At 65.7% G+C, this 24,899-nt stretch carries 26 protein-coding genes and 1 tRNA gene; 10 read left to right on the forward strand and 17 right to left on the reverse strand.

Annotated features, from left to right (window positions below):
• Positions 1-23 precede the first annotated feature (23 nt).
• The 7 genes from GV044_RS17495 to ykgO form a co-directional block, all read right to left on the reverse strand.
• On the reverse strand, positions 24-1,463 hold the full coding sequence (locus tag GV044_RS17495) for a circularly permuted type 2 ATP-grasp protein (RefSeq protein ID WP_159873247.1): 1,440 nt from the start codon (positions 1,461-1,463) through the stop codon (positions 24-26).
• A gap of 162 nt (positions 1,464-1,625) precedes the next feature.
• Entirely contained in the window at positions 1,626-2,165 is a 540-nt protein-coding gene (locus GV044_RS17500) for a CAP domain-containing protein (RefSeq protein ID WP_236555063.1), read from the reverse strand.
• Positions 2,166-2,657: 492 nt separating this feature from the next.
• A complete protein-coding gene (locus GV044_RS17505) occupies positions 2,658-3,320 on the reverse strand; it encodes a L,D-transpeptidase family protein (RefSeq protein ID WP_159873249.1) in 663 nt (220 codons plus the stop codon).
• Between the two features lie 6 nt (positions 3,321-3,326).
• Positions 3,327-3,938 carry a PEPxxWA-CTERM sorting domain-containing protein gene (locus GV044_RS17510; RefSeq protein ID WP_159873251.1) on the reverse strand — a complete coding sequence of 204 codons (612 nt, stop codon included), beginning with the start codon at positions 3,936-3,938 and terminating at the stop codon, positions 3,327-3,329.
• A gap of 110 nt (positions 3,939-4,048) precedes the next feature.
• Positions 4,049-5,317: a cytochrome P450 gene (locus GV044_RS17515; RefSeq protein ID WP_159873253.1), complete on the reverse strand. Its 1,269-nt coding sequence runs from the start codon at positions 5,315-5,317 to the stop codon at positions 4,049-4,051.
• A 77-nt stretch (positions 5,318-5,394) separates the two neighbouring features.
• Entirely contained in the window at positions 5,395-5,946 is a 552-nt protein-coding gene (locus GV044_RS17520) for an HAD family hydrolase (RefSeq protein WP_159873781.1), read from the reverse strand.
• Between the two features lie 173 nt (positions 5,947-6,119).
• Positions 6,120-6,245, reverse strand: a complete 126-nt coding sequence (gene ykgO, locus GV044_RS17525; RefSeq protein WP_003046794.1) for a type B 50S ribosomal protein L36 — start codon at positions 6,243-6,245, stop codon at positions 6,120-6,122.
• Positions 6,246-6,457: 212 nt separating this feature from the next.
• On the opposite strand from ykgO, the gene GV044_RS17530 reads away from it, so the two are divergent.
• From GV044_RS17530 to GV044_RS17540, 3 genes are all read left to right on the forward strand, one after another.
• Positions 6,458-7,192, forward strand: a complete 735-nt coding sequence (locus GV044_RS17530; protein WP_159873255.1) for a hypothetical protein — start codon at positions 6,458-6,460, stop codon at positions 7,190-7,192.
• Positions 7,193-7,357: 165 nt separating this feature from the next.
• Complete coding sequence (locus tag GV044_RS17535; protein ID WP_159873257.1) at positions 7,358-7,963, forward strand: DUF4136 domain-containing protein; 606 nt, start codon at positions 7,358-7,360, stop codon at positions 7,961-7,963.
• Complete coding sequence (locus tag GV044_RS17540; protein ID WP_159873259.1) at positions 7,960-9,129, forward strand: M14-type cytosolic carboxypeptidase; 1,170 nt, start codon at positions 7,960-7,962, stop codon at positions 9,127-9,129. Before GV044_RS17535 ends, GV044_RS17540 begins: the two co-directional genes overlap by 4 nt.
• Before the next feature lie 109 nt (positions 9,130-9,238).
• Here the strand turns inward: GV044_RS17540 and GV044_RS17545 are convergent, their stop codons facing one another.
• From GV044_RS17545 to GV044_RS17560, 4 genes are all read right to left on the reverse strand, one after another.
• Complete coding sequence (locus GV044_RS17545; protein ID WP_236555064.1) at positions 9,239-10,015, reverse strand: hypothetical protein; 777 nt, start codon at positions 10,013-10,015, stop codon at positions 9,239-9,241.
• A gap of 112 nt (positions 10,016-10,127) precedes the next feature.
• Complete coding sequence (locus tag GV044_RS17550) at positions 10,128-10,550, reverse strand: cytidine deaminase (RefSeq protein WP_159873261.1); 423 nt, start codon at positions 10,548-10,550, stop codon at positions 10,128-10,130.
• Positions 10,547-11,263, reverse strand: a complete 717-nt coding sequence (locus GV044_RS17555; RefSeq protein WP_236555065.1) for a glycoside hydrolase family 25 protein — start codon at positions 11,261-11,263, stop codon at positions 10,547-10,549. Before GV044_RS17555 ends, GV044_RS17550 begins: the two co-directional genes overlap by 4 nt.
• 11 nt (positions 11,264-11,274) lie before the next feature.
• Positions 11,275-11,757 carry a UPF0262 family protein gene (locus GV044_RS17560; RefSeq protein WP_159873263.1) on the reverse strand — a complete coding sequence of 161 codons (483 nt, stop codon included), beginning with the start codon at positions 11,755-11,757 and terminating at the stop codon, positions 11,275-11,277.
• Between the two features lie 354 nt (positions 11,758-12,111).
• Here GV044_RS17560 and GV044_RS17565 point away from each other — a divergent pair, with 354 nt between their 5' ends.
• The 7 genes from GV044_RS17565 (at position 12,112) to GV044_RS22855 (ending at position 20,244) form a co-directional block, all read left to right on the forward strand.
• Positions 12,112-13,629: a replicative DNA helicase gene (locus GV044_RS17565; RefSeq protein WP_159873265.1), complete on the forward strand. Its 1,518-nt coding sequence runs from the start codon at positions 12,112-12,114 to the stop codon at positions 13,627-13,629.
• 2 nt (positions 13,630-13,631) lie between these two features.
• Positions 13,632-14,387: an SDR family NAD(P)-dependent oxidoreductase gene (locus GV044_RS17570; RefSeq protein WP_236555066.1), complete on the forward strand. Its 756-nt coding sequence runs from the start codon at positions 13,632-13,634 to the stop codon at positions 14,385-14,387.
• Between the two features lie 126 nt (positions 14,388-14,513).
• On the forward strand, positions 14,514-16,460 hold the full coding sequence (locus GV044_RS17575; protein ID WP_159873267.1) for a potassium transporter Kup: 1,947 nt from the start codon (positions 14,514-14,516) through the stop codon (positions 16,458-16,460).
• Positions 16,461-16,619: 159 nt separating this feature from the next.
• Positions 16,620-17,624 carry a serine hydrolase gene (locus GV044_RS17580; protein ID WP_371741643.1) on the forward strand — a complete coding sequence of 335 codons (1,005 nt, stop codon included), beginning with the start codon at positions 16,620-16,622 and terminating at the stop codon, positions 17,622-17,624.
• A 91-nt stretch (positions 17,625-17,715) separates the two neighbouring features.
• Positions 17,716-17,789 (forward strand) — tRNA-Cys (locus GV044_RS17585).
• Between the two features lie 567 nt (positions 17,790-18,356).
• Positions 18,357-18,977 carry a hypothetical protein gene (locus GV044_RS17590; protein ID WP_159873269.1) on the forward strand — a complete coding sequence of 207 codons (621 nt, stop codon included), beginning with the start codon at positions 18,357-18,359 and terminating at the stop codon, positions 18,975-18,977.
• A gap of 871 nt (positions 18,978-19,848) precedes the next feature.
• Complete coding sequence (locus GV044_RS22855) at positions 19,849-20,244, forward strand: PilZ domain-containing protein (RefSeq protein WP_371741644.1); 396 nt, start codon at positions 19,849-19,851, stop codon at positions 20,242-20,244.
• A gap of 1,015 nt (positions 20,245-21,259) precedes the next feature.
• Here the strand turns inward: GV044_RS22855 and GV044_RS22300 are convergent.
• From GV044_RS22300 to GV044_RS17620, 6 genes are all read right to left on the reverse strand, one after another.
• Positions 21,260-21,415 carry a hypothetical protein gene (locus tag GV044_RS22300; protein WP_236555067.1) on the reverse strand — a complete coding sequence of 52 codons (156 nt, stop codon included), beginning with the start codon at positions 21,413-21,415 and terminating at the stop codon, positions 21,260-21,262.
• A 27-nt stretch (positions 21,416-21,442) separates the two neighbouring features.
• The gene (locus GV044_RS22305; RefSeq protein WP_236555068.1) at positions 21,443-21,751 is read right to left on the reverse strand and encodes a hypothetical protein; all 309 of its coding nucleotides are present in this window, start codon (positions 21,749-21,751) and stop codon (positions 21,443-21,445) included.
• A 38-nt stretch (positions 21,752-21,789) separates the two neighbouring features.
• Positions 21,790-22,026, reverse strand: coding sequence for a hypothetical protein (locus GV044_RS17605; protein WP_159873273.1), 237 nt, complete (start codon positions 22,024-22,026; stop codon positions 21,790-21,792).
• Positions 22,026-22,205, reverse strand: coding sequence for a hypothetical protein (locus tag GV044_RS17610; RefSeq protein WP_159873275.1), 180 nt, complete (start codon positions 22,203-22,205; stop codon positions 22,026-22,028). The genes GV044_RS17605 and GV044_RS17610 overlap by 1 nt, the downstream gene beginning before the upstream one ends.
• Positions 22,202-22,831 (reverse strand): hypothetical protein, encoded by a 630-nt coding sequence (locus GV044_RS17615; protein WP_159873277.1) that lies wholly within the window; start codon positions 22,829-22,831, stop codon positions 22,202-22,204. Before GV044_RS17615 ends, GV044_RS17610 begins: the two co-directional genes overlap by 4 nt.
• Before the next feature lie 489 nt (positions 22,832-23,320).
• Positions 23,321-24,856, reverse strand: coding sequence for a terminase (locus GV044_RS17620; protein ID WP_201299148.1), 1,536 nt, complete (start codon positions 24,854-24,856; stop codon positions 23,321-23,323).
• Between the last annotated feature and the right edge of the window lie 43 nt (positions 24,857-24,899).

Genomic DNA, 24,899 nt, shown 5'->3' on the forward strand with positions numbered 1-24,899 from the left:
GGGCTCCTGCATGGTGAGCGCCATCATTCGTCCAGCACCCAGCTGTCCTTGGTCCCGCCGCCCTGCGACGAGTTCACCACCAGCGAGCCCTTCTTCAGCGCCACGCGCGTCAGGCCCCCGGGCGTGATGTCGATACCGTCGGGCGAGCACAGCACGAACGGCCGCAGGTCGACATGCCGCGGTGCCAGGCCTTCCTTGGTGAAGATCGGCACCGTCGAGAGCGAGAGCGTCGGCTGGGCGATGTAGTTGTCCGGCTTGGCGGCTAGCTTGGCGGCGAACTCGGCGATCTCCTTCTTGGACGAGGTTGGCCCGATCAGCATGCCGTAGCCGCCCGATCCGTGCACTTCCTTGACGACCAGCTCGGCCAGGTTGTCGAGCACGTACTTGAGCGAATCCGCCTCGCTGCAGCGCCAAGTCGGCACGTTCTGCAGGATCGGTTTCTCGCCGGTGTAGAACTCAACGATGTCGGGCATGAAGCTGTAGATCGCCTTGTCGTCGGCAATGCCGGTGCCCGGCGCATTGGCGATGGTGACGCCCCCTGCCCGATACACATCCATGATCCCGGCGACGCCCAGCACGCTGTCGGGCTCGAAGCTCAAGGGATCGAGGTAGTTGTCGTCGACGCGGCGGTAGATCACGTCGACCGGCTTGTAGCCCTCCGTGGTGCGCATCTGCACGTGGCCGTTGCACACGCGCAGATCGCTGCCTTCGACCAGCTCGGCGCCCATCTGGTCGGCGAGATAGGCATGCTCGAAATAGGCGGAGTTGAAGATGCCCGGCGTCAGCACCGCCACTGCCGGGCGCGACCCCTTGGAGCGCGCCCCGGCAGGCGCACAGGCCTGCAGCGAGCGCATCAGCCGGCGCGGATAGTCCGAGACCGGCCGCACCGGGATCTTGGTGAACAGCTCCGGGAACATCGCCATCATCGTCTCGCGGTTCTCGAGCATGTACGAGACGCCGGACGGCGTGCGGGCGTTGTCCTCCAGCACCATGAATTCGTCGGGGCCAGTGCGGACCAGATCGATGCCGACGATGTGGGTGTAGACGCCGCCTGGGGGCGTGAACCCGATCATTTGCGTCAGGAACGCCTCGTTCTCGCGCAGCAGCTGCACGGGGAGGCGGCCCGACTTCACGATTTCCTGGCGGTGATAGAGATCCTGCAGGAAGGCGTTGATCGCCCGCACCCGCTGCTCGATCCCGCGCGTCAGCTTGCGCCATTCGCGCGCGGTGATGATCCGCGGGATCATGTCGAAGGGGATCAGCCGCTCTTCGCCGGCATCGTCGCCATAGACGTTGAAGGTGATGCCGATGCGGCGGAAGAAGCGCTCAGCCTCGGCATCCTGGCGGCGCAGCCAGGCAATGTCCTGCCCATCGTACCAGTCTCGGAAATCGGCATAGGCGGAGCGGACCGAGCCATCCCCGTGAAGCATTTCGTCGTAGCGTGACCCGCCCGCAGAACTCATCGTGACTCCCGTTTGTCACAGGTGTGCATTAAGGATCATCGCTTGCCAAGCGGGTTACGCTGCGGGTGCGAAAAGAAATGCCGCCAAGGGCCTGATCTTTGCGGACAAGGCTACGCGGCACCGGCCGCGATCGATCCACCTGTGCTGGGTCAGGCCAGGAGGTCAGAAGGGCCGCTCGCCCATGTAGTTGCCGGCCTCGCTGTACCGGCATACCAGCACATCCTCGCCCGCGCTGCTGGCCAGCGCACAGCCGACACGGCGGGTCTGGCGCCAGACCAGCTGCGTGTAGTGGCCCACGTCTTCGACACGTCCCGTCGTGCTGTTGTTCGGGAAGGTACCTGGGCGGTAGTAGCGCTTCTCCCGCACCCAGCCATCGACCATCGCCTCCAGACCATAGTAGCCCCGCGTGCCCGCCCACAGGTTCTCGCCCTGCGGGTCAGTCGCGCGTTCCGGGGCGTGCTGGAACGCGCCGGATGCCGACAGGTGCGCCGCCCACGCCCGCGCCGAGCTCGCCAGCGCCGGGTCCCACTGCAATGGCTCGATCCCGAGCGCCAAGCGCTCACGGTTATGCGCGGCGAGCACGCGCTGCTCGAACCGGCCGGTGAAGTCGGTCGCACCCAGCAATGCCGGCGCGCTCGCAAGCAAGGCCAGACCCAGCACTTTCCTTCGCCACCCGCGCGACATGATCCCGAACTCCGCCACTCAGGCGAGCCTTGTGGACGAGCGCGGTGACCGGGCGGTTTGGGGCTATGGTTACCCGGCGATTCAGATGTTTGTGTGTATGATCAGATGGTTGGGACGTGCGCATGGTGGCCGCACCGAATGGTGTGCCAGCGCAAAAGGGCCTGCCGAGGCGGAGGCGCAAACTAGGCCAGCACGGCACCATCGACCGCACGGCCTCAGCTCGTCGGAGGCCTTCAGGCGCTCGCTGGTCTCGCCTGCTCGAAGTCAACACTCACCGTCGGCTGGCATGCTTCGACAAGCTCAGCATAGGCGGTGTTGGGGAGTGTCGCGCCGATGCGATTGATTCGGTAAACGTGACATGGCCTTAGACACAATCGCCTGGAGCAATTTGCGCGCTGGCCGTGATCACCTCATGACCTAGCTTAACACCGCCTGGGCTGAGCTTGTCGAAGCCCGCCAGCCGTCGTGCGTTCTCGCGTTCGCACCGCTTTCGCTCGCCACAGCGACAGCTCAGCTACGCTCGGCGCCGATGATCGCGACCTTGTCACCCCGCCGTGCCTGCTCGAACAGGCGCCGGGCGAACTCGGGAGGGACGCCGATGCAGCCGTGCGTCGCGGCAGCCGCGCGCACGTTGCTGGCGTGGATGGCGACGCCATCCGGCGTCAGGCGCAGCATGAAGGGCATGGGTGCATCGTAGAGGGTGGAGCGATGGTGCCGCGCGCGTTCGAGGATGGGGTAGACGCCGGGCGGGGTCGGCTTGCCCTCGGCGCCGTAGAGGATCACCGTCGAGCCGATTTCGTGCCCGGCGCGGAACACGGACAGGACTTGCAGCCCCAGATCGACCCGGATCCACACCGGTCCGGCAGGTACGCCGGCATCGTTCCAGACGAACTCGCCAAACTCCATCGGTTTGCCGATATCGAGCAGGCTGCGCACCTGACGCCGCTCGCCGCCGGGCAGATCGAGAACCGGCAGGTGTCCGGCCGGGTAAGTGATGCGCCCGTGCGCCGCCGGGATCGCTGAGACGGGAAGCGGAACCGGCGCCTTCGGCGCAAGCATGGCCGCAGCCGCAAGCCAGATGACGCCCAGCAGCGCAACCGGCGCCAGCACCGCGCCGAGCCGTCGCCTCCGCACGCGGCGTGGATCTTCTGGCTGGACGAGGTACAGCCGCATCGACGGTCAGCCGCGGCGCACGCCGCGGTTTGGACCGCGGCTCCGCATGGCCCATCCGATCGCGCCTAGTCCCAGGATCATCATGGCCCATGTCGTTGGCTCCGGAACCGCTGGGCCGGGCGCCACGGGCACTTCGGGTTGGGTGCCGCCTGTGGAGGGCGCCACGTCTCCCCCGCCGAAGGATGGCACGTCGAAGCCCGGGGTCTGGCCCGGCAGGCCGACGCGCGGGAGATCGAATGCGCTGGAAGGAGAGCCCAGCAGCCTGGCGTCGAGCGGCGGCTCTGCCAGGGCCAGCGCCGGCGCGTTGGGCCGAGTGCGCACGTTGGAGAGCACCCGCTCTCGCGGCAGCACCACGCCGGGCCTTGGCGCACCGGCACGGCGACTGGCGGCGAGGCGCTGCTTGGTCTGCAGCAGCGCGCCGCCCACACGCGCACCGGGCGAGCGCGCGGAGAACACCGACAGCGGATTGCGCAACGTGGCCGCAACGGCCGCGCGATCCTCTGCCCGCGCGAACAGCCCGAAGTAGGCGGCGCTGGTCACCAGCGCCAGCAGCGCAAAGCCGCCCAGCCGCCGTTGCAGGGGCGTCAGCTTAGCCAGTAATCGCTTGAACGCCTCCATGGCGCGAATCCCCCGCAGCATCTTGTTTTAACAGGAGGACGTGCTGCGCAGTTCCGCTTATGATCCAGAGTGGAGCTAGTTGTTATACGGAACGTGCAAACGCGAATGGATCAGGCGGGTTCGGGCTCCATTTCGCGCGCCGGTGTGAAGGCGATCGGCAGGCCCCTGATGCCCCATGCACCCGGGAAGGGACGCCAGCCCGGCACTGCCGCCAGTGCCGGCTCGCGCATGCGCTGGGCGACCTGGTGCAGCGCCTCCTGCAGCTGCGCGCGCGCGATGTACTGGCCCAGGCACATGTGCCGTCCGAGCGCAAAGGCCAGGTGGCGCTTGTCCGGCTCGACCGTACGCTCGGGATCGAAGGTCCAGCCCTCGGGGAAGGTACCCGGATCGCGCCCGGATATCGAGAGCGGGAAGAACAGCATGGTGTCCTTGGGGAACGTCACGTCGCGGTAGGTGAACTCGGTATCGACGTATCGCGCCACGGTGCTGGGATTGAACCAGCGCAGCGCCTCCTCGATCACCTTGCGGCAATAGTCGTGATCGGCCGCGCACCGCTCGTAGATCTCGGGCCGGTCGAGCAGCGTGTGCATCGTGTAGGTCAGCACGTTTTTGGACGTGTCGTAACCGGCGATGAAGAAGAACATCAGCAGGTCGACCAGCTGCCGGTCCGAGACGCCGTTCTCCGCGCCGGTGCGCACCAGGATGTCGAGCAGATCCTCGACGTGATCGCTTCTTCGCGGGTTGGCGCGGCGCTCGGTGATGCAGTCGGCCGCGAACTGCTCGACGCGCACGATGCCCTCCTGGATGCGCGGGAACAGGTCGAGGTTGTAGCTGTGCGCCAGGCCGATGACCTCCAGATCGTCGCGCAGCAGGCGGATGCCCTCCTGCGGCGCGCCGACCAGGGTGAACATGACCGAGATCGGGAAGTGGGAGGCGAACTCCTCGAAGTCGATCTTCCGCCGCTCGCCCCCGATCGGAGCCCAGTCATCCAGCAGGCCGGAGATCGTCTCGCGCATCATCGGGCGCAGCTCGTTCGCGTTGCGCGGGGTGAAACGCGCGGCAAGGGCACGGCGCAAAAGCATGTGCTGCTCGGGCGGCAAGGAAATCAGCTGCTCCTGGGTGAAGCGGCCCCAGGGCGTGCCCTCCTGCCCCAGGTGCCCGACCACGTCGGCGTAGGGGGGGCGCAGCTGGTCGTCGCGGCCGAACAGCTCGCGCATGGCCCGGTACTCGTGGATGACCACGCCGTTGCCCTCCCACTTCGCCAGCCAGGGGTGGACGGCTCGAGCCTTGTCGAATTCGGACCAGGGGTCCTCACCCATCGCCGGCTCGCCCAGCGGCATGGCATAGAGCTCAAGCTCGTTCGGAGTCAGCATCGTCATCCTCTCCGCCGTTACGGATACTAAGCGACTGCTTAGTGACGGCGAGGACCAGCGTCAACGTTATGGAATGCCGTGGATCATAGGAGTCCGCGCGCCGTCAGGTCGGCTTCCAGCGTCAAGGCGTCGGTAAAGTGGTGCACCTGCCAGCCGAGGGCGCATGCGGCTGCGATGTTGGCGGCATTGTCATCGATGAACAGCATCGCCGTGGGGTCATGGCCGAAGCGGCGCGCAGCCAGTTCGAAGATGCCGGCATCGGGCTTGGCGATCTTCTCGTCGCCGGATACCACCACCTCGCGGAAGTGCGCGAAGCTGGGCTGGGTCGGCGCGAACTCGGCCCAGAACGGACTGGCAAAGTTAGTGATGGCGTAGAGCGGCATGCCGCGACCAGCCAGCCGTTCGAGCAGCTCGTGCGATCCCGCGACCGGGCCGGGGATCGTCTCGATGAAGCGGGTGGCATAGGCGTCGATTAAGGCGGCGTGATCGGGGAAGGTCAGCTTGCGCTCGGCCACCATCTCGGCCAGCTCCCGCCCGGCGTCGTGCTGGAAATGCCATTCCTCGCTGACGACATGGGTGACGAACCATTCGAGCTGGTCCGGATCGTCGATCAGCTTGCCGAACAGGCAGCGCATGTCCCACTCGACCAGCACGCGGCCGACATCGAATACGACGGCCGTGAGCGGAGCCTTGACTTGACCGTTTGGCTGGGTTCCGGACACAACAAAAGCCCCCGCGTCAGCGGGGGCCTTCAACGGCGATGCGATCCCGCCGTGAGTGCCGGCGCCCCTAGGGGCGCCCGCCAAGATCAGCCCTGGCGCGCCTTGAAGCGGCGGTTGGTCTTGTTGATCACGTAAGTACGGCCGCGGCGACGGATGACGCGGTTGTCCCGGTGGCGGTCCTTCAGCGACTTGAGGCTGTTGCGGATCTTCATGGTCGTTCTCTCGTGATTCGCTATTGGGGCGGTTACCGACCGCCGGAAAATCGAAGCCGCGCCGTTAGGGGCGCGCCGGGCCCGAGTCAAGGTGGCGTGTTCTGGTGGCACGGCTTGCCGCAGGTAATCGGCCGGGGCTACCACCCGTTCATCGCGCGGCAACCGCCACCATGCTCTACATATCTGTGGCGGCATATCTTTCAGGAAGTCTCATGCGAACACTCTCCGTCGCCATCCTCGCCACATGCCTGCTTTCAGCGCCGTCTTCATCCTTCGCTCGGCCCGGTGGTTGGGGTGGTCCCGGGTGGGGCGACGACTATGGTTCGCGCTGGGGTGATGCCCCGACAGCCAGCCGGGCGCGCTCGGCCAGCCGCTCGGACCCGCGCGAGGGGCGCATCCAGGTCAACCGTTTCATCACCCAGGACCTGGCAGGCATCGACCTGCTGGGACACGGCGCCGTCGCCGTCAGCTCGCAGGCAGGGTCGGGGAACGACGGACCGGGTGCGGGTGGGATCCAGGACTATCTGGCGCAAGGTGCCCGCGCGCCGTTCGAGGCGGCGGTGCTCGATCGCCTGGTGGCGGTCGGCTACGACACCGTCCATGCCGATCCGTCCGGCGGTCAGGTCGCCGAAGTGCGGGTCACGCGTGAAGTGCTGGTGCCTGGCGAGATCAAGCGCAGTCCGGTCAGCGGCACCGCGGCGATGGAAGTCGGGAACCGCGGCTCGGCCTATGGCTTGGGCATCAACGTCGACATGACCAAGCCGCGCTCGGCACTGCTCTCCACGCGCCTCGATGCGCGGATCAAGGATCGCGCCAGTGGCAAGGTGCTGTGGGAAGGCAACGCCCAGATCGCCACGCGCGAAGGCGACGAACGTTGGACCGACGGCGCCGTCGCCACCCGCCTCGCCGAAGCGCTGTTCGACGACTTCCGCCAGCCGACGGGGTAGGAGTTCATCGTTGTCCCTCGGTCGTGTCGAGGGCGGGGGAACACAGATGAAGCGGTAACCTGAGGAAGCCTAGCCGCTGCCACGCTAGCCCTTGCAAGCGCATGGCATAGCGCTCAAATCCTTGTGGCACCGGGACAAACCCGCAGGTGCCACGGAGACGATGCCATGATGCCGATCGCTCGCGCGCTGCTGCCAGCGCTGGTTGCCGGAACGCTGTTCTCTGGATGCGCCACGCCGGTGGGCCCGGTCGAGGTCACGCGCTTCCACTTGCCCGACACGACCGTGCTGGGCCGCGGCGCCATCCGCGTCGAGCCGGCACCGGGCGACGATGGTTCCAGCATCGAGTTCCGCACTTACGCCGCCGCCGTCGCGCAGGAACTGACCCGATTGGGCTACAGCGAGGCACTGCCCGGAGGCCCGGCAGGTAGTCAGGTCGCGCTGCTGCATGTCGAGCGCGAGACGCTGGCGCCGGTTCGCCGCGGCGGTCCGGTTTCGGTCGGTGTCGGCGGCGGCACCGGCAGCTATGGCTCGGGCCTGGGCGTGGGCCTGGGCATCAACCTGTCGGGCCCGCCGCCCGAGCAAGTTGAGACCCGCCTAAGCCTCGTGATCCGCGATCGCGTCGGCGGTCAGAACCTGTGGGAAGGCCGCGCCCGCTTTGCCGTGCGCGCCAACGCGCCGCTGGCGCAGACTTCGCTCGGCGCCGCGAAGATGGCGCAGGCGCTGTTCAGGGGCTTTCCGGGAGAGTCGGGCGAAACTATCGTGGTTCCATGACCATCCAGATCAGCTCCGCATTCGATTCCGGCAACATCGAAGTTCTCTCCATCCAGGGCGACGAAGCGCGGCTCGCCATTCGCCGCGACCACGCATCCGACTTCTTCCAGTGGTTCCACTTCCGCGTCTCAGGCGCGCGCGGCCGAGAAGTAACGCTGCGCATCACCGGGCTGAACGGCTCGGCCTATCCGATGGGTTGGCCGGGCTACGACGCGCGCGTGTCGGAGGACCGGCAGTTCTGGGGCATCGCGGCGTCGACCTGGGACGGCAGCGCCGACGGCGGCACCCTCACCATCCGCTACACCCCATCGAGCGACCTCGCCTGGTTCGCCTACTTCGCACCGTACTCGACCGAGCGGCACCACGATCTGGTGGCGCGAATCGCTGCGGCTCCGGGCGTCGACCATCGCTGCCTCGGCACCACGCTGGACGGCCGCCCGCTCGACTGCCTGGAGACCGGTGCAGGCCCGGTGCAAGTCTGGTTCTACGGCCGCCAGCACCCGGGCGAATCGATGGCCGAGTGGTGGATGGAAGGCGCGCTGGAGATGCTGGCCGATCCCGCCAACTCGACCGCGCGCGAGCTGCGCCGCCGCTGCCGCATCCACGTCGTGCCCAATGCTAATCCCGACGGCTCTGCGCGTGGCCACTTGCGCACCAATGCCGCGGGCATGAACCTCAATCGCGAGTGGGAGGCGCCAACCATGGAGCGCTCTCCCGAAGTGGTCGCCATCCGCGATGCCATGGATGCGAGCGGTGTCGACTTCGCCATGGACGTACATGGCGACGAGGCGATCCCGGCGGTGTTCCTGGCAGGCTTCGAGGGCATCCCTTCGCTTCGACCCGAACAGTCCGAAGGCTTTCGCCGCTACGCTCAGACGCTGGAACGCCGCACGCCGGACTTCCAGACCAAGCGCGGCTATCCGGTGACCCCGGCCGGTCGCGCCAACCTGGCGATGTCGACCAACCAGCTGGCCGAGCGCTTTTCCGGCCGGGGCTGCGTATCCATGACGCTGGAAATGCCGTTCAAGGACAACGACGACGCCCCGGACTCGCGCCAGGCGTGGAGCCCGGAACGCTCCAAGCAACTCGGCCGCGATTGCCTGGGCGCGCTGCTCGAGTGGCTGGAAGCGAGGGAGAGCGTGGGCGACGTGGTGGATTATCCTTGAGCGGGGCGTTCCTCGTCCCGTTCGTGTCGAGCGAAGTCGAGACACCACACACAGCGTCACCGTGTCTCGACTTCGCTCGACACGAACGGACAAGGAAGCAGCAATTGGATCAGCCCGCGCCCCTCCGCACCGAATAGTCGATCCGGATCCGCACCCACTCGCCCACTTGCGGCTTGTTGTCGATCCGTGGTGGCTTGACCAGGAACTGCCAGGCCGCGTTCTGCACCGCCCGACCGAAACCGGAACCGCGCGGCGATTCGCCCAAGATCTGGCAGTCCTCGACGTGGTAGCGCTCCACCGTGCGGCAGGCGATCAGGCCCCAGCCTTCCAGCCCACCATTCTGCGGCATGTAGGTGGCAAGCTCGGCGTCCGTTGGCCGGCGGTACCAGTCCGCTTCATAGAGGCGCACGCCCCCAGGACCCTCGCCCGGACCATAGGCCGCGCGCGAGTCCGTGCCCTTGCCGTTGCTGTCGGAGCCTTGCGCGCTGCCCTTCATCTTGCCGATGTCGGCGGCGGCAAGGTCGCTCTTCGACATGTGGATGAAGCCGGGGATGCCATCCTCTGCGTCGGGGCGCTCCACTTGCTTCTGGATGGTGATCGGCGGCTTGGGCGTGGCCGTGGCCGGCTGCGGCTTGGCGCGGGTGGCCACGTGCGGCGCTTTCGGCCGTGCCTGGGTGGTGCGCGCGGCCTTGTTCGGATTGTCCGCCTCGACGCTGAAGGTCACCGTGCGCCGCTGGTTCGCCCGCTCGGGCGCGACCACCGCCTGGGATACGAAGGCGAGCACCACCAGCACGATGATGCCGATCGACAAGGCGGACGATATCAGCCGCTCGCGCGGGGATCCCGGCTGATACCCGGTGCGGGGCCGTTCACTGTCCGAGTCCATCGCGCGCGGCGCTAGCCGGGAAGCGGATGTGCGGCAATCGCGCGATGAGGTCGCGACAATTCATTACGAGCGGGCTGGATCAATCCTCCCCCTGCAAGGGGAGGATCTGGCGTCAGGCGAGATTCGCCGGCCCGAACGCGTGGGGCAGCAACGCGGAGAGCGTGGTCTCCACCACGTCGTCACCATCGCACCAGACCACCGGGTCGGTCCCGCCCAGTTGCGCCACTTCGTTGAGCATCTGCCGGCACCGTCCGCATGGGCTGACCGTCGCGCCCTGCCCGGGTCGGCCCGGCGCGCCGCCGGTGACGGCCACGGACACCAGGTCCCGCCGCCCGCCCCCGCTCAGCACTTTGCCGACCGCCACCGTCTCGGCGCACAGCGACAAGCCGTAGCTCGCGTTCTCGACGTTGGCCCCGGTCACCACCGAGCCGTCGGCGAACAGCAGCGCGGCGCCGACGTGGAAGTTCGAATAGGGCGCATAGGCGCTCGCTGCTGCCTTCCGCGCCAGCTCCAGCAGTTCGTCGCGCTCGATCATCGCTGGATCACCACCCAGCGCAAGCCCTGGTCCGACACTTCGTTCGCGAGCGCAGTGTTCGCCGTCCACATCGTCCATGGCCGCCCTGCATAGTCGGGCTGCACGCGGTCCTCCACCAGCCACAGGTTGCGGTCGAGCTTGCGCGCCACGCCGTAGCGCGCCTCGAAAGCCTTGGTGATCTTCAGCACCGTGGCCTTGCCGGTGTGCGTCTCGACCTGGTTGAGGAAGGTCATCAACTCGCTTTCCATCTTGGCGTCGGTAACCTTCACCGGGCACGCGTCCGCCAGCATGTCGAGCTCCACGGCCGGCGGCAAGAGCGCCGCATCGCGCGGCACCGTGGTGACGAAGTTGGCTGCCTGCTGGCCAGCTGGTTGGCAAGGATCGTACCGGTGAACCGCCCCCACCGGCATGCCGGCGGCGCGCGCCTTTTCGAAGTTCGCGACGAACGCCGGATCGCGCGCAAAGACGCTGACGCTGGCGTCGAGGTAGGCGAAGTCGGCGCCGATTGCCTTGAGCGACGCAAAGTTGACATCGCCGTCCGCCGCGCCCACTTCCACGCCCTGCATCGGAAAGGCCGCACGCTCGGGCGTCCAATGGTGCAAGTGCCACCAAGCCCAGCCGCCGCCGATCAGCGCCACCAACAGCAGCGCGGCCGCGATACGCACGCCCATGCTCGACCGTGCGCCGCCGCGCCGCTTCTTCGCTCTTGCCACCGTGCTCCCCCTCAGCCGCGGATGTGCAGGACGCAGATCAAGGTGAAGAGCCGCCGGGCCGTGGCGAAATCGGTCTCTACCTTGCCCTCCAGCCGTTCGAGCAGCATCTCGGCCGCTTCGTTGTGGACACCCCGGCGGGCCATGTCGATGGTCTCGATCTCCAGCGGCGTCGCCTTGCGGATCGCCTGATAGTAACTCTCGCAGATCGCGAAGTATTCGCGGATCGGACGGCGGAAGCGGGCAAGGCCCAGGATCAGCGATTCGAGCAGCTCGCCCTCGCCGCCTGACACCTCCAGCGACAGCCGCCCGTCCCGCACGGAGAGGCGCAGGCGGTAGGGCCCGTGGTGGCCGGCCTCAAAAGCGCGCAACGGCTTGAAGGTGTTGTCCTCGATAAGATCGAAGATCGCGATCCGGCGCTCCTGCTCAATATCGGCGTTGCGCCACAGGATGGTCGCATCGTCGAGTTCGATGTGGGAAATGCGCAGGTCCGCCATGGTGGCGAAGGGCCTTACGCTTTTGTGGCAATTCGGGGAAGGGTAGCTCTTCAGTCGGAGCGGAAGAAGTAAGTGGGTTCGCGCAGAGGCGCAGAGAGGAGGCCGCTGAGCGCCGCAGGCTTTATCCTCTCGAGAACGGTTGTTCTTGCTCTGACCAGTGAGAGGATAACGCGGCTTTCCCGCAAGCACGACCTCTCTGCGTCTCTGCGCCTCTGCGCGAACCCACCTTTTCTTCTTCGTCCAGCCGCGACTCCGCGCCTTCGCGTGATCCTCGTCCAATCCACAGCCTGTGGAAGAATATGCTGAAATAGTTCGCTTGCCCCCACCCGCGCCCACGCGCAAAATCGTCAGCTTATGGCAACGGCACCCTCTCTCGTCCGCGATGCGGAAGTCCCAGCGATTCGCGCGCTGCCCTCTAACGTTGAGGCCGAGGCCGCGTTCCTGGGCGCCGTCCTCATCGACAACCGCGTGCTGGAGGAACTGCAGACCCCGCTCACGCCCGGGCACTTCTTCGAGCCCGTCCACGCCCGCATCTTCGAGCGTCTGACTCAGCTGCTCGACCGCAAGGCGGTGGTCACGCCCGTCACGCTGCGGCCCTATTTCGAAGCCGACGAGGCGCTGAAGGCTCTGGGCGGGGTCGCCTACCTCGCGCGCCTTACTGCCGACGGACAGGGCCTGCTCGCCCCGCGCGAACTGGCAGACCAAATCTATGACCTCGCCTTGCTGCGCGAGCTGGTGTCGGTCGGACGCGGCCTCGTTGAGGGGGCGATGGACACGTCGGAGTCGGTCGAACCGCTCGAGCAGATCGAACACGCCGAAGCCGCGCTCTACAAAGTGGCCGAAGGCGCCTCGACCGGCAGCGAGGCCAAGAGCTTCAGCGCCGCCACGCGCGTCGCGATAGAATCGATCGAAAGGGCGTTCAACTCGGGCGGCCACATCTCGGGCAAGACCACCGGGTTCGATTCGATCAACGGCAAGATCGGCGGCCTGCACGATTCCGACCTGATCATCCTCGCCGGGCGTCCCGGCATGGGCAAGACCTCGCTTGCCACCAACATCGCCTTCAACGCCGCCGAGCGCCTGCGCCGCGACATTGCCGACGGCATCCCGATCGAGAAGTCGGTCGGCGCCGCCACTGCGTTCTTCAGCCTGGAAATGAGCGCCGACCAGCTTGCCACGCGTATCCTGGCCGAGCAGTCGGGCATCAGCTCATCGGCGCTGCGCATGGGCAAGATCAGCCGCGAGGACTTCCAGCAGCTCTCCTTCGCCAGCCAGCGCCTGGCCGAGCTGCCGCTTTATATCGACGACACGCCCGGCCTCACCATCGCCGGCCTGCGCACCCGCGCGCGGCGCCTCAAGCGCCGTCACGACATCGGGCTGATCGTGATCGACTACCTCCAGCTGCTGCAAGGCAGCGGCCGCGCCAGCGACAACCGCGTGAACGAGATCTCCGAGATCAGCCGCGGCTTGAAGACGCTGGCCAAGGAGCTGCACGTGCCGGTCATCGCACTCTCGCAGCTCAGCCGTGCGGTCGAGCAGCGCGACGACAAGCGGCCGATGCTGTCCGACCTGCGCGAATCGGGCTCGATCGAGCAGGACGCCGACATGGTGTGGTTCGTCTATCGCGAGGACTACTACGCGATGGCGACCCAGCCCAAGGAGGCCAGCGACACCGATCCGCCCGACGTGCGCGCCAAGTGGGAGGACTGGAAGGAGAAGATGGAGCGCATCACCGGTCTTGCCGAACTGATCGTCGGCAAGCAGCGGCACGGCGCCACCGGCAAGGTGCGGCTGCGCTTCGAGGCGCGCATCACCAAGTTCTCCGACCTAGCGCCCGATGACCTGCGCGCGGCCTATACGGACGACGATTGAGCGTGAGCGCCGCCGGCCCGCAAACGGGCAAGGTCATGCTGCTCGCCGGCGGCAGCGGCTCGGTCGGCAGCGCCATCGCCCGCGCGGCACACGCGGAAGGCTGGACGCTGGCGATCCATGGCCGCAGCCAGGACAAGGTCGCGGCGCTGGTGGATGAGCTCGCCGCGCATGGGGCGGCGGAGGGTTTCCTCGTCGATATCTGGCAGGCCGACGCTGCGGAGGTGCTGGTCGCCGAGGTGGTCGAGCAGTTCGGCAGGCTCGACGCGGTGATCGATTGCACTGCGACCGGTCCTGGCGGGATTACTGGCCTTTTCCGGCAGACCGAACCTGCCGCATTCGGGCAATTCCTCGACCTCTCGGTCGGTTGGCTGCAGCGCCTCGCCCATGCCGCCTACCCGCACCTGGCACGTGATGGCGGCACGCTGATCGCGTTCGTCTCTGACGCCGGCGTATTCGCCGCTCCGCGTCAGGCGCTGATCGGTGCTGCCCGCGCCGGGACCATCGGCTTCGTCCGCAACTTCGCGCTGGAAGCCACCCGCGATGGCATCCGTGCGCACTGCATCTCGCCTAGCTATGTCAAGGGCAGCGACAGCGCGCGCAAGATGGGCTCCGAGCGCATGGCCAAGGCTGCGGCGCGGGCCGGGCTGGGCCTGCCCGCGGCCGAGGACATTGCACCGCTCGCGGTGTTCCTGTGCGGCGATGGCGCTCGCAAGATCACCGGGCAGGTGATCAGCGTCAATGGCGGGTTGAACGCTTAGGTCTCTCTCCCTTCCTCTTCATAGGAGGGGAGGCGAAGCCACCCCTTCAACCCTCTTGCGCGCCGCACGCAGGAGCGTAAAGCGCGCCGCCCGCCATCTCGCGGGTGCACACAAGGCGTGTCACCGATGACATCTGCGTCTTTACCCACCGATCCTGCCGCAAGCTCCGACCACAACGAACCCCACCAACCTACCGGCCCGCTGCTCCCGCTGACGGTGGGCGCGATCGGGGTGGTGTTCGGCGATATCGGCACCAGCCCGCTCTACGCGTTCCGCGAAGCGCTCGGCCAAGCCGCTTCCGACGGCCTCGTGCGCGAGGAGATCCTGGGGGTGATGAGCCTGATGCTCTGGGCCCTGATCCTGATCGTCACGGTCAAGTACGTCCTGTTCCTCATGCGCGCCGACAACGAAGGCGAAGGCGGTGTGCTCGCGCTCTTGGCGCTGGCGACCGGGAAGGCAGCGATGGGCGGGACGGTGCTGGTGCTCGGCGCGGTCGGCGCAGCGCTGTTCTATGGCGACGCGATCATCACGCCGGCCCTCTCCGTGCTCTCGGCGGTGGAGGGCATGCGCTCGCTCCATGGCATCGGCCCGTGGTTCACCGAACACCGCACCCTCGAGATCAGCCTGGTGATCCTCGCCGCGCTGTTCCTGGTGCAATCGCGCGGCACCGCCGCCGTGGCCAAGCTGTTCGGCCCGATCTGCATCCTCTGGTTCGTGGCGCTCGGGCTACTGGGCGCGATCCACATCGCCGATGGGCCCGGCATCCTCGCCGCCTTGCTGCCCTGGCATGGCGTCCTGTTCGTGATCCACCACGGCGTGCTCGGCCTCTTCGTGCTGGGCGCCGTATTCCTCACGGTCACCGGCGCCGAGGCGCTGACGGCGGACATGGGCCACTTCGGCAAGCGCCCGATCCGCCTCGCCTGGTTCGTGCTGGTGTTCCCCGCGCTCACCCTCAACTACCTGGGCCAAGGCGCCTTTGCGATCCACACGCTGGACGTGGCGCAGGCGAGCGGAAAGGCCTTCGCCAACCAGGACTGGTTCTTCCTGATGATCCCGCCCGCGGTGCGCCTGCCGATGGTGCTGCTGGCCTGCGCCGCGACCATCATCGCCAGCCAGGCGGTCATCACCGGCGCCTTTTCGCTGACCCAGCAGGCGATCCAACTGGGCCTGCTGCCGCGCCTCAACATCCGCCAGACTTCGGCCGGGCATTCGGGCCAGATCTACATCGGCGCGGTCAACTGGCTGCTGCTCGCCGGCGTCGTGATCCTGGCGCTCGGCTTCCGCAACTCCTCGGCGATGGCGGCGGCTTACGGCATCGCGGTGACCGGGACGATGGTGGTCACCTGCTGCCTGGCCTATCTGGTGCTGCGCCGCCGCTGGGGCTGGAGCATGCCTTGGGCGCTCGCCCTCATCCTGCCGTTCCTGGCGATCGACACGTTGTTCTTCGGCGCCAACATCCTGCGCGTGATCGAAGGCGGCTGGGTGCCGCTGCTGGTCGGCGCAGGCGTGCTGCTGGTGATCCTCACCTGGAATCGCGGCCGCCGCTTCATCGCCGACATGGAGAACGAAGGCGCCGTGCCGATGGTCGACATGGCGGGCATCCTGGCCAAGCGCCCGCCTGCCCGGGTGGAGGGCGTCGCCGTGTTCCTCACCGCGCGGGGCGACCTCACCCCGCATGCGCTCCTGCACAACATCAAGCACAACCACGTGCTGCACCGGCGCAACTACATCACCACCATCAAGGTCCTGCGCCGTCCCACCGTGGACCCTGCCGAGCGACTCGAGATCACCCCGATCGACGAGAACTTCTGCAAGGTGACCCTGCGTTACGGCTTCATGGAGTCGCCCGCCGTGCGCGACGACCTGATCGCCGCCTCGGATCGCATCCCGGGCGCCGACAAGGCCAGCTTCTTCATCGGCCGCAACAACTACGCGATGTCCGCCGATGTCGGCATGCCACTGTGGCAGGATTTCCTGTTCCTGGCGCTCTATCGCAACGCCGCCGACCCGACGGACTACTACCGCATTCCGCACAACCGGGTCATCGAGCTGGGCGCGCAGTACGCCATCTGAGACCCACGTGCTCGTCACAAGCGACGGAGGGTTCCTGCGATTATCGCAAGCAAAGTGCAACTTGTCGCTGGGCTGTGGCGTTTGCACGGTCGGCAGTTAAGTCTTTGCCAAGGTGGAATGATCTAGGGTGGCCCTGCATCGGGGGCAGGCAGGACTGATATGAACCGATTCTTCCGGGTTGCGGCGGCAGCCGTCGCCATGCTCATGCCGCTCGCTCCTTCGCACGCGGGCAGCCTCGAAAGCTCGGGCATCGATGAGGTTCAGAGCGCGTTCGATTCGCTGCTCGGTACCCAGCAGCGGGCACCACGCACGTACCAGTCCGGCTTCGAACAACAGCTCGCCGCACTTGCCGAAGGTTCGCAAGGACGCATCGGTGTCGCCGCGCTCGATCTCGGCACGGGCCGCACGGTGGATGTGCTGGGCGACCAGCGCTTCCCGATGGCCAGCACCAGCAAGATCGCCATTGCCGCCACCTTCCTGGAAGGCGTGGACCAGGGCCGCTTCAGCCTGTCATCCGAATACCCGATGATGATGCCGCTGCCATCGAAGCCCTTCTCCAGCTCCGTCGCCCCGGTGCGTCCGGGCACGTACATGAGCGCGCGCAGCCTGATCGAGGCGATGATCACGCGCTCTAACAACTACGCCACCGATGCGCTGCTCAAGGTCGTCGGCGGCCCGCGCGCGGTGAACGACTGGGTGCGCCGCGCCGGCGTGACCGACTGGCACATCGACCGCGACATCGCCACGCTCGTGCGCGACGATGGAGCGGTGAACCCCGCCACCACGATCGACAGCCGCGACAGTGCAACGCCGCTGGCGATGGTCCGCCTGCTCTCGCAGATCTACAACGGTCAGATGCTCTCCGGTTCCAGCCGCGACGTGCTGCTGGGCGCGATGGGCCGCTGCGTCACCGGCAAGCGCCGCATTCCGGCCTTGCTGCCGATGGGCACCACCGTGCTGCACAAGACCGGCTCGCTGGCCAACACCTCCAGCGACGTGGGCATCATCCGCGCGCCGGACGGCCGCGCCTATGCCGTCGCCATCTACGTCACCGGCCAGGGCAACCGCCTCAACCGGGAGAGCCGCATCGCCAGCATCGCCCGTGCCCTCTTCCACGGCTATGCCGCCGAGCCGCAAGCCTACCCCCGCACCGCCGTGCGCTGAGCGTTCGGGCGAGCATCGCCCGCGAAAGCCGTTGCGCAGTCCCGGCAGGGTTGCTAGGCGCGCTTCTCCCCGCAAGGGGCACGCCCCGGATGGCCCGATGGCGGAGTGGTTACGCAGAGGACTGCAAATCCTTGCACGCCGGTTCGATTCCGGCTCGGGCCTCCATATTTTCCTAGTGAAGTCAGCAACTTGCAACGTCACCGCCGAACAGGCGGAAATTGCCGTGTTGCATCCTGTTGCCGCTGAATACCGCGGTTTTCCGCCAATTGCGATTGGGTGACCGCCGCTCCACGCAACACGCATGCGACACGGCAGAGTGGCGGAAGCGCTACCTGCAGCAGGGTTGGCTGAGTCGGACGGCTTGTTATGCAAGCCCCTCTTCCCGCAAATGAGGGTTCTGGCTTTGCCAAACCACTACAAGAATCAGAACACGCCTTTCGGCACTCAGGTCGGCGTCAAGCTGAGCAAGGACGACCTGGAACTGGTGGACCCTTGGATAGCTGCCAATGCGCCCGAGGTGAGCCGGCCCGGAGCGATACGGCGAATCTTGCGCCTAGTGGCTATGCGGGTGCCGGAGTGATGCGCAGCGTCGGCGCAAGTCCGTGCGCAGCTATTGGTCTCGGCAACGGCGTTACTGGTTAAGTTCGATCAACCAAGCCGCTTGAGGGGGCGGTAAAAGATCATGGGCGATCTAGTCTCACGCGGACGTAACCCGCGGGGGGAACTTAGAAAATGGAAGTTGCAAACCTAGTATCGCGCCGCCACGAGCTTCGCGGCATCGTTGGTATCGTGCGTACGGTCTTTGCTGCAATCATCGCGTTTGGGATCACCAGCTCTGCCGTGGCGCAGCCGCTTGCCGAGCCGGTACTGATCGTGCCAGCTCCGGTTTCTGCTGCCGCAGCGCCTGCGGCCGTTCAGCCAATCACGAACCCAGCGCACGCGTCGGCATCCCCAGCGGCATCCGGCGGGCCGAGTCGCGCTGAGAAGCTACGTCGTCTCGACATCATGCTGATGGTCACCGCATTGCGCTGCCGCAAGACGGCTGACGACTTCCAGGCCGATTACGACCGCTTCGAGGTCCGCCACCTGGCGGAAATGAACGGCGCCGTTAGCGACTTACGCAAGCAACTCGTTAAGGAGCACGGTGTCCTTGGAGCCATGCGCGCTCTCGATCAGGTGAGCACGTCAATCGCCAACTCTTACGGGGATGGCCATCCTTGGCTCGGCTGTCACGATCTTAAGACGGTGACCCAGCTGCTGGTGGACGTCGAGACCGCCGACACACTGGTTGAGGCAGCGGATCAACTGCTCGACCGTGAGCGCGCGCCGCAGTTCGCAATGGCCGGCCGCTGAGAAGTTGCCGCGCCAATGTGATTCTTTTGCACGGCTAAGCGGAACGATCGCAGCTTGGGCGGCATTGACGGACATCAAGGTGCTACGAGGAAAGCCCGATGTCAGCTGCTAAAGCCGCACTACTTCATGGCGAGGCAGACCGGTGTCGACGCTTGGCGAGGATGGTTGGCGATCCCGATGCGAGGCAATTGCTCCACTTGGCGTGCGACTACGATGAGAGGGCGAACCAGGTCGAACACGACCCGTACAGCTTACTCGACGATCGCCCCCGAACCTTCGGCCGATCCGATTGGTAAGCTTCGCCGGGCGGCCCCGCCTTATGCGGCCTTAGGCAAGTAAATCGGAGTGCAGGTCCGCGGCGGCAGAGCATAGCAAAAAGGTGCGCCGGCCGGAGCCGGAGCGCCTTCCTTAGTGGCACAGGAATGCCACTTGCAGCCGTTAGCAGTTCACGACGATCGGTTCACCGGCTCAAATGCCCCGCCAAACGGAGCCTATCTGAGGTGCAGAGCGCCAAAGCCGCTAGTAGTGCAGCCATCCGCGCTGCCGCAGCGATCACGCCAGCCAACGTCAAGGACGTCATGACTATAGACTTGGTGATTACAGCCGCGCACATTCGCTGACGGCTGAACCGCCATTGCGCGCATAAGTTCGCCACGACGGCGGTGAAGGCCGCTGTCCCGATCGTGATAGCCCAAGCTGATTGCATACAAGCCCCGTGAAGCTTCATTCCCGACTGCCACCGCCACGTGACACAAGCTAAGTTGACACACTAAAGTTAAGGCAGGGTTGATCAAGCAAGCTCGCCGGTTTACGCCCGCATAGTCACACCCCTTTAAGCAAATTATTAAGCATCCTCGCGCATGAAGACGTGATGTTGGCCAGCTCCCCATCTGTGAACTTGGCATGCCAGACCGGTCGGCGCGTGAGCGCGCGACTTCGTACAAGACTTGCCGCTCGGCTAGAAGTGCTCGACGGGGTCCAAGACTGTATCCTGGTCGACATCTCTCTTGAGGGTGCTTGCATCCGAACGAACAAGCCTGTTCGCGTCAGGAACGAGGCTGTACTCACTTGGCATGGCTTTGAAGCGTTCGGTCAGGTGGTTTGGGCCACAGGAACTCATTGCGGTGTATCGTTCCTCGATCCCATCACCGCTACCGTGTTGCTTGCTACCCGTCGGTTAGATCAGACCGACCGCCTCCCCGAAGGTCGTGAACTCGCGCGGTATTGGGCGCGATCATACTTGGAGAGCGGCTCGGCTCTAAGTTGATACGCGTGAGGCCGGAGTGCCCTGGAATTCCAAGGGACCGGTCTTCAATAAACTCCTGTTGTTTAATGCTCATACAAGCCCCGCCCTGACAGGGCAGCGGAGCGTTAGCGGCTAGGTCCGCCGCGCGTGACGGCTTCACTCCTCCGTCGGTCGCCCTGCTAGGGACACGGCAAGCTCGCTCCGGCCAGACATGCCGCCAAGGGGTCCCAGCATCGAGACCTGCGGCACGGCCCAGTTGGTAGCGCTTGAGGCGACGTCCAATTGTGGTGCTGATCGTCCGGCGCGGTCACACAAACCACCTTACCGGCCGCGCTAACCTCTAGCCCGATGAGGTCGCCCAACGGCCGATTGCAGTTCAGCAAACCGACCTGAGAAGAAATGGTGCAGGACGCACACGCTCAGGATCCGCTACTGCGGCAGCTCTGTTTCTCCGAGCAGCGGGCCCCCCTTCAGAACCCTGCGCGCCCGCGCGCTCACGCCCCCTTGCACGGCAAACCTTCGCAATCGCAAGGATGCGCTGATGCTCCTGCCACACGGCGACATGAGCAACCGCAAAGCCGTCGAAGTATGCTGCTTCCGAGTAGTTCATATGAGTTCACCGAGACGGATGGGGCAGGTCATCTAAGGCACCGGGTAGGCCGTAGGTCCTGGAGAACCTACGGCCTTGGTTCGGGTACACCTCGACGCGGGGGTGGGTCTGCCGAGGCAACCTCAAGATGAGCTGCAACTCTTAACGGGCTGTAAATTTCTCCTAACAAAAATCGTCGGCCTGTTCACCTTCCAGCGTTAAGGACGCTTAACCGAGATCTGCATCACTCCTGCTCAAGAGCCTGCCGCCAATGCGGACTCGCTAACAGCCGCAACGCCGCCTCGGTCTGCTTGTCAGGATAGATCTTCGCCGCCGACCTGTTCACGCCTGGAGGATCAGGCATCGTAGGCTCCTGGCTCACCCTCCGCATCTCGCGAGCCATTCCTCGCAGCCGATCGAAGGCGGAGAAGTGAGGCACAGTCGGCATCAATAGATCCCGTCATATCCGCGCTGGTACGTTTGCGCGCCAGACTTCATGTTCTTGTACTGCTGCGCACCATCGAGCAGCGATCCGGCTGCATCAAACCCAGCTTTGACGATCGCCATCGTGCCTGCGCTGCGCTGAGCGTTCGCCTCGCCCATGTAGTTGGAGGCCTGAATGTCAAAGCCTCACACGTTCTGCTGCGTCTGCTGGTAGATCCGCTGAGCGTCCTCACGCCCTAGCATCTCAGTATCATCCTGGATCCAAGCAGCGGTGCCGAAGTCGACACTAACACCTCCGGCCGCGGCCCGGGCACGCTGCGCACCCTTGAGTTGGCCCAGCTTACGATAATGGTCGAGGTTGGCCTCGCGACCGTTCTGAAGCGCCTGCTGTGCGGCCTCGCGCTCCATGGAGGCGTTCTGCTCAGCGATCTTGGCCTTGAAGCGTGACTGAGCATTTGCGGCCAGACCGCCGGTGATAGCGCCTGCAGCCGCCATGCCAGCAGCTATGATTGGAAGCGCTGGTCCGCACATAGTCAGCCCCTCCCGCCGAGGGCGCGGCGTCGACCCGTTACCCACGCCTGCCAACCAGAAGCGGACACGTAGCCAGCAGGCGCGCGAGGAAGCGGCGTGTTCGGCTGCACCTGGCGGTCAATCGGGACCTCACCGCGGGCGATCTGCGCCGCGAGGTAGCCGCCCCAGCTTTCCGGAAGGCTCGCGGTTGCAACGCCGTCGGTGCCGCGGGTAAACGCGCCCGAGCTGCCCAGGATCATCACCGGACCACCCGCACGACATCAGCACCGCGCGTGTCGTCGCCGGCGCCATCACGGCCGCGCTCCTCTTGCTCGCGAAGAGCCTCCTGCACGGCGTGCCAGCCAGACACCGGCAGGCGCGGCCTGTGCGCCGCTGCGGTCGTGCCCGGAGGCAACGCGCTCCGTTTCTTGCTGCTCATGCCAGTTCCCTTTCAGGCGCGATCCGTCCAACACAGCGGAGGACATTCTTGGTCTCGCCTTGCTCGCGATCCGCCAGAGTGATGCCTTGGAGCACGCGCGCGTCATTCGAGATGGCCGCAGTGACCAGCGGAAGGAGCATCTCGGTTCTTGCGAGCGATTCGAAGGCACCCTGCATCTGATTGCTGGCGACGTGGGCCGGCATGTTCACCGGCTTGTAATGCGGTCGATAGGCAGTGACGGCAGAGCGCAGCTGCGACGTCAGCGCATCATATTCGGCCATTTCATTGCCAAGGGTTCGAGCGATCTTCTCGATGCGCGCGATGGTCGCTTCACGCTGGGCCAACAGGCTTTCGGTATCCTCCGACAGCTTGTTGTACGCCTCTTGGCGAGCCTGCCTCACCTCAGCAGCGCGGATGCGATCAGACTCAACGCGAGCGGCCTCCAAACCCTCCAACTGACCCACGACAAGGTCGAGGGCTTGCTTGGCGGTCAGCACGTCTGCGTCAGTACCGGTGCCCATCGCGGCTTCGAGGTTGGCGCGGCGATAATCGGCATCTGCCTTCTCGCGCATCTCCACTAGCTCGGCATGGCGTTCGTGGAATTTTTCAGGCGTCAGCAGTTTCATGGCCGTCCCTTTCGCTGGTGGTCATTCGATCGGACACGACGGTGCGGAGGAGTTCGCTAACTGTGAGACCTGCCAAGCTGGCGCGCTCGTGCAAGGCGCCGGCAAGACGATCGCCCGCGCGGAACGCTATAAACCTGGAATGCTGGGCTTCGCGCATCTGCGCCTCCGTCGTGTTTAACAGAGGCTAAGCGAGGCGAGGCGGCGGTTGAATCGCGGCTATGACGCTCGCTAGAGGTGGAGCGCTAAGGAAAGGCAACACGCGGCAGTGGAGTACGCGAGCCCGCCGATGATGAGCTGTAGGGGTGACCAGCGGATGCGCCCTGACACAAGGCGCGTACCTGCGAGCATGTGGTTGAAGCCGGCGAGAATCAGCCAGGCGGAAAGCCCGCAAAGAACCAGAACCACAATGCCCCCGATCGGCTGCACACCGATTGCCCAGATGCCGGGTACAGCATTGTGCTTGACGATCGGTTTACGCGTCGGTGCGCATCAGTGCACGCGAGAAGAGCAACCCACCTCTTCGTACCGGTCATATTGCTTAGGGCTCCCGAACTCCGTTGCCGGGTTGTAGTAGAACGAGTTCTCAACCGGCATGACCGGCTCGGCAAAGGTCAGCGCCAGAGCATCGCCATCATCGGGCGAAGGCATGCCACGGGCTTTCATGTCCTTCTTGGATTCAAGCTGGATCGACACCTGATCAGCGCCGTAGCCGTACTCAGGCCCCGTGAGATCCGCCTCTAGGTTGTCTTCGTCGGGGATGGCGCCGGTCGCCAGCCAGGAGCGCATGGTGGTCCACATCTCGGCGCGCCTGTTCTTCGTTTTCACCCGAATGCCGTTGGCCCACTCGGCGTCACGGCCCTTACCGCCGAACCAGATCTCGTAGACGTTCTCGACGCCAAGCTGCCGGAGCCTGTCAATGACAGCAGCACCGATGTTGCCCGCGTCCACGAAGATCGCAGCCGGCTTCCAGCGCTGAGCCTCGAGCGCGATGTCACCTGCCAACGTCATGGCGTCCTGATCTTCCCACTGGCGCCAGGCAATACCCCGCGCATCTCGGCCGCGACGAATGGCGAGGGTCGAATGGTCATCACCGAACCGGGCGCAGTCCACGCCAAACACCAGCGGATCGGACGCCAGCATGGGTACTTCTCGCTTGCGAGCAGCCTGCACCAGGTCAGTGCCGATGAACTGCGAGGAGGAGCGTGATGGGAACTGCCCTTTGACTCGAACCCGCACGAAGTCGCTGTCCTCGCCATATGCATCGATCCAGGCCTGCAGCTGGGCCTTGTTCGTCCTCTTGACGTTGCGCCCATCGATCATGCGATGGCGCCACTGATTGCGGAACCGGCCGACGATCACGTCGCGGAAGCGCCCGCTGTTCCTGGTCGGATTACCGTACGCCAGCCACAGCAGTTCAGTCCCGGCATCCGTCAGGCCGCCGCTGGCCGTGTCCCAGATGGGATCGATGATCGAGGACGCCTCGTCGAAGAGCAGGATCACCCGCTTGCCCGCGTTGTGCAGGCCAGCGAACGCCTCCGTGTTGCGCTCAGACCAAGGGATGGCATCGATACGCCAGGTGCGCTCGTGGCCGCTCTCCGTCGAGTGGATCGAGGTGGCCTCCAGCACGAACATGTCGCGCAGGCAGTCGAACTGCAGGAGCGAGTACCACTTCGACAGCTCCGGCCAGGTCTTGGTGCGCAGCTGGCCCTCAGTGTTGGCGGTGACCACGCCACGGGTATCCTCGTGCGTCATCACCGCCCATAGGATCAGCCAGGACACCTGCGACGACTTGCCGATGCCGTGACCTGAGGCGGTAGCGTCTTGAATGGGCTTGTGCGGATTGGCTCGCAGATCAGCCCCGATCGCCTCCAGCTGCTCGCGCTGCCAGAGGTCAGGGCCATCTTCTTTCGCCAGCGAGGTGCCTTCTACGCCCCACGGGAACGCCCAGAGCACAAAGCCTAGTGGGTCATGGGTGAAGCGGCCGAGGTCGGCGATAACTTCACTGCGGATCTCTGCGGGGGTCATGGGCTGCTCCTAATGGGAATGCAGCATGAAGATTGACGTCTGA

The organism is Novosphingobium sp. 9U (genome assembly GCF_902506425.1).
In the GTDB taxonomy this organism is placed as follows: Bacteria; Pseudomonadota; Alphaproteobacteria; order Sphingomonadales; family Sphingomonadaceae; genus Novosphingobium.

Bases quoted from the DNA above. Each gene is read 5' to 3' on its own strand.
- GV044_RS17495 (WP_159873247.1), bottom strand. From the start codon at position 1,463: ATGAGTTCTGCGGGCGGGTCACGCTACGACGAAATGCTTCACGGGGAT.
- GV044_RS17505 (WP_159873249.1), bottom strand. From the start codon at position 3,320: ATGCGGCTGTACCTCGTCCAGCCAGAAGATCCACGCCGCGTGCGGAGG.
- GV044_RS17510 (WP_159873251.1), bottom strand. From the start codon at position 3,938: ATGGAGGCGTTCAAGCGATTACTGGCTAAGCTGACGCCCCTGCAACGG.
- GV044_RS17515 (WP_159873253.1), bottom strand. From the start codon at position 5,317: ATGACGATGCTGACTCCGAACGAGCTTGAGCTCTATGCCATGCCGCTG.
- GV044_RS17520 (WP_159873781.1), bottom strand. From the start codon at position 5,946: ATGCGCTGCCTGTTCGGCAAGCTGATCGACGATCCGGACCAGCTCGAA.
- ykgO (WP_003046794.1), bottom strand. From the start codon at position 6,245: ATGAAGATCCGCAACAGCCTCAAGTCGCTGAAGGACCGCCACCGGGAC.
- GV044_RS17530 (WP_159873255.1), top strand. From the start codon at position 6,458: ATGCGAACACTCTCCGTCGCCATCCTCGCCACATGCCTGCTTTCAGCG.
- GV044_RS17535 (WP_159873257.1), top strand. From the start codon at position 7,358: ATGATGCCGATCGCTCGCGCGCTGCTGCCAGCGCTGGTTGCCGGAACG.
- GV044_RS17540 (WP_159873259.1), top strand. From the start codon at position 7,960: ATGACCATCCAGATCAGCTCCGCATTCGATTCCGGCAACATCGAAGTT.
- GV044_RS17545 (WP_236555064.1), bottom strand. From the start codon at position 10,015: ATGGACTCGGACAGTGAACGGCCCCGCACCGGGTATCAGCCGGGATCC.
- GV044_RS17550 (WP_159873261.1), bottom strand. From the start codon at position 10,550: ATGATCGAGCGCGACGAACTGCTGGAGCTGGCGCGGAAGGCAGCAGCG.
- GV044_RS17560 (WP_159873263.1), bottom strand. From the start codon at position 11,757: ATGGCGGACCTGCGCATTTCCCACATCGAACTCGACGATGCGACCATC.
- GV044_RS17565 (WP_159873265.1), top strand. From the start codon at position 12,112: ATGGCAACGGCACCCTCTCTCGTCCGCGATGCGGAAGTCCCAGCGATT.
- GV044_RS17575 (WP_159873267.1), top strand. From the start codon at position 14,514: ATGACATCTGCGTCTTTACCCACCGATCCTGCCGCAAGCTCCGACCAC.
- GV044_RS17580 (WP_371741643.1), top strand. From the start codon at position 16,620: ATGAACCGATTCTTCCGGGTTGCGGCGGCAGCCGTCGCCATGCTCATG.
- GV044_RS17590 (WP_159873269.1), top strand. From the start codon at position 18,357: ATGGAAGTTGCAAACCTAGTATCGCGCCGCCACGAGCTTCGCGGCATC.
- GV044_RS22855 (WP_371741644.1), top strand. From the start codon at position 19,849: ATGTTGGCCAGCTCCCCATCTGTGAACTTGGCATGCCAGACCGGTCGG.
- GV044_RS22300 (WP_236555067.1), bottom strand. From the start codon at position 21,415: ATGGGCGAGGCGAACGCTCAGCGCAGCGCAGGCACGATGGCGATCGTC.
- GV044_RS22305 (WP_236555068.1), bottom strand. From the start codon at position 21,751: ATGGCGGCTGCAGGCGCTATCACCGGCGGTCTGGCCGCAAATGCTCAG.
- GV044_RS17605 (WP_159873273.1), bottom strand. From the start codon at position 22,026: ATGATCCTGGGCAGCTCGGGCGCGTTTACCCGCGGCACCGACGGCGTT.
- GV044_RS17610 (WP_159873275.1), bottom strand. From the start codon at position 22,205: ATGAGCAGCAAGAAACGGAGCGCGTTGCCTCCGGGCACGACCGCAGCG.
- GV044_RS17615 (WP_159873277.1), bottom strand. From the start codon at position 22,831: ATGAAACTGCTGACGCCTGAAAAATTCCACGAACGCCATGCCGAGCTA.
- GV044_RS17620 (WP_201299148.1), bottom strand. From the start codon at position 24,856: ATGACCCCCGCAGAGATCCGCAGTGAAGTTATCGCCGACCTCGGCCGC.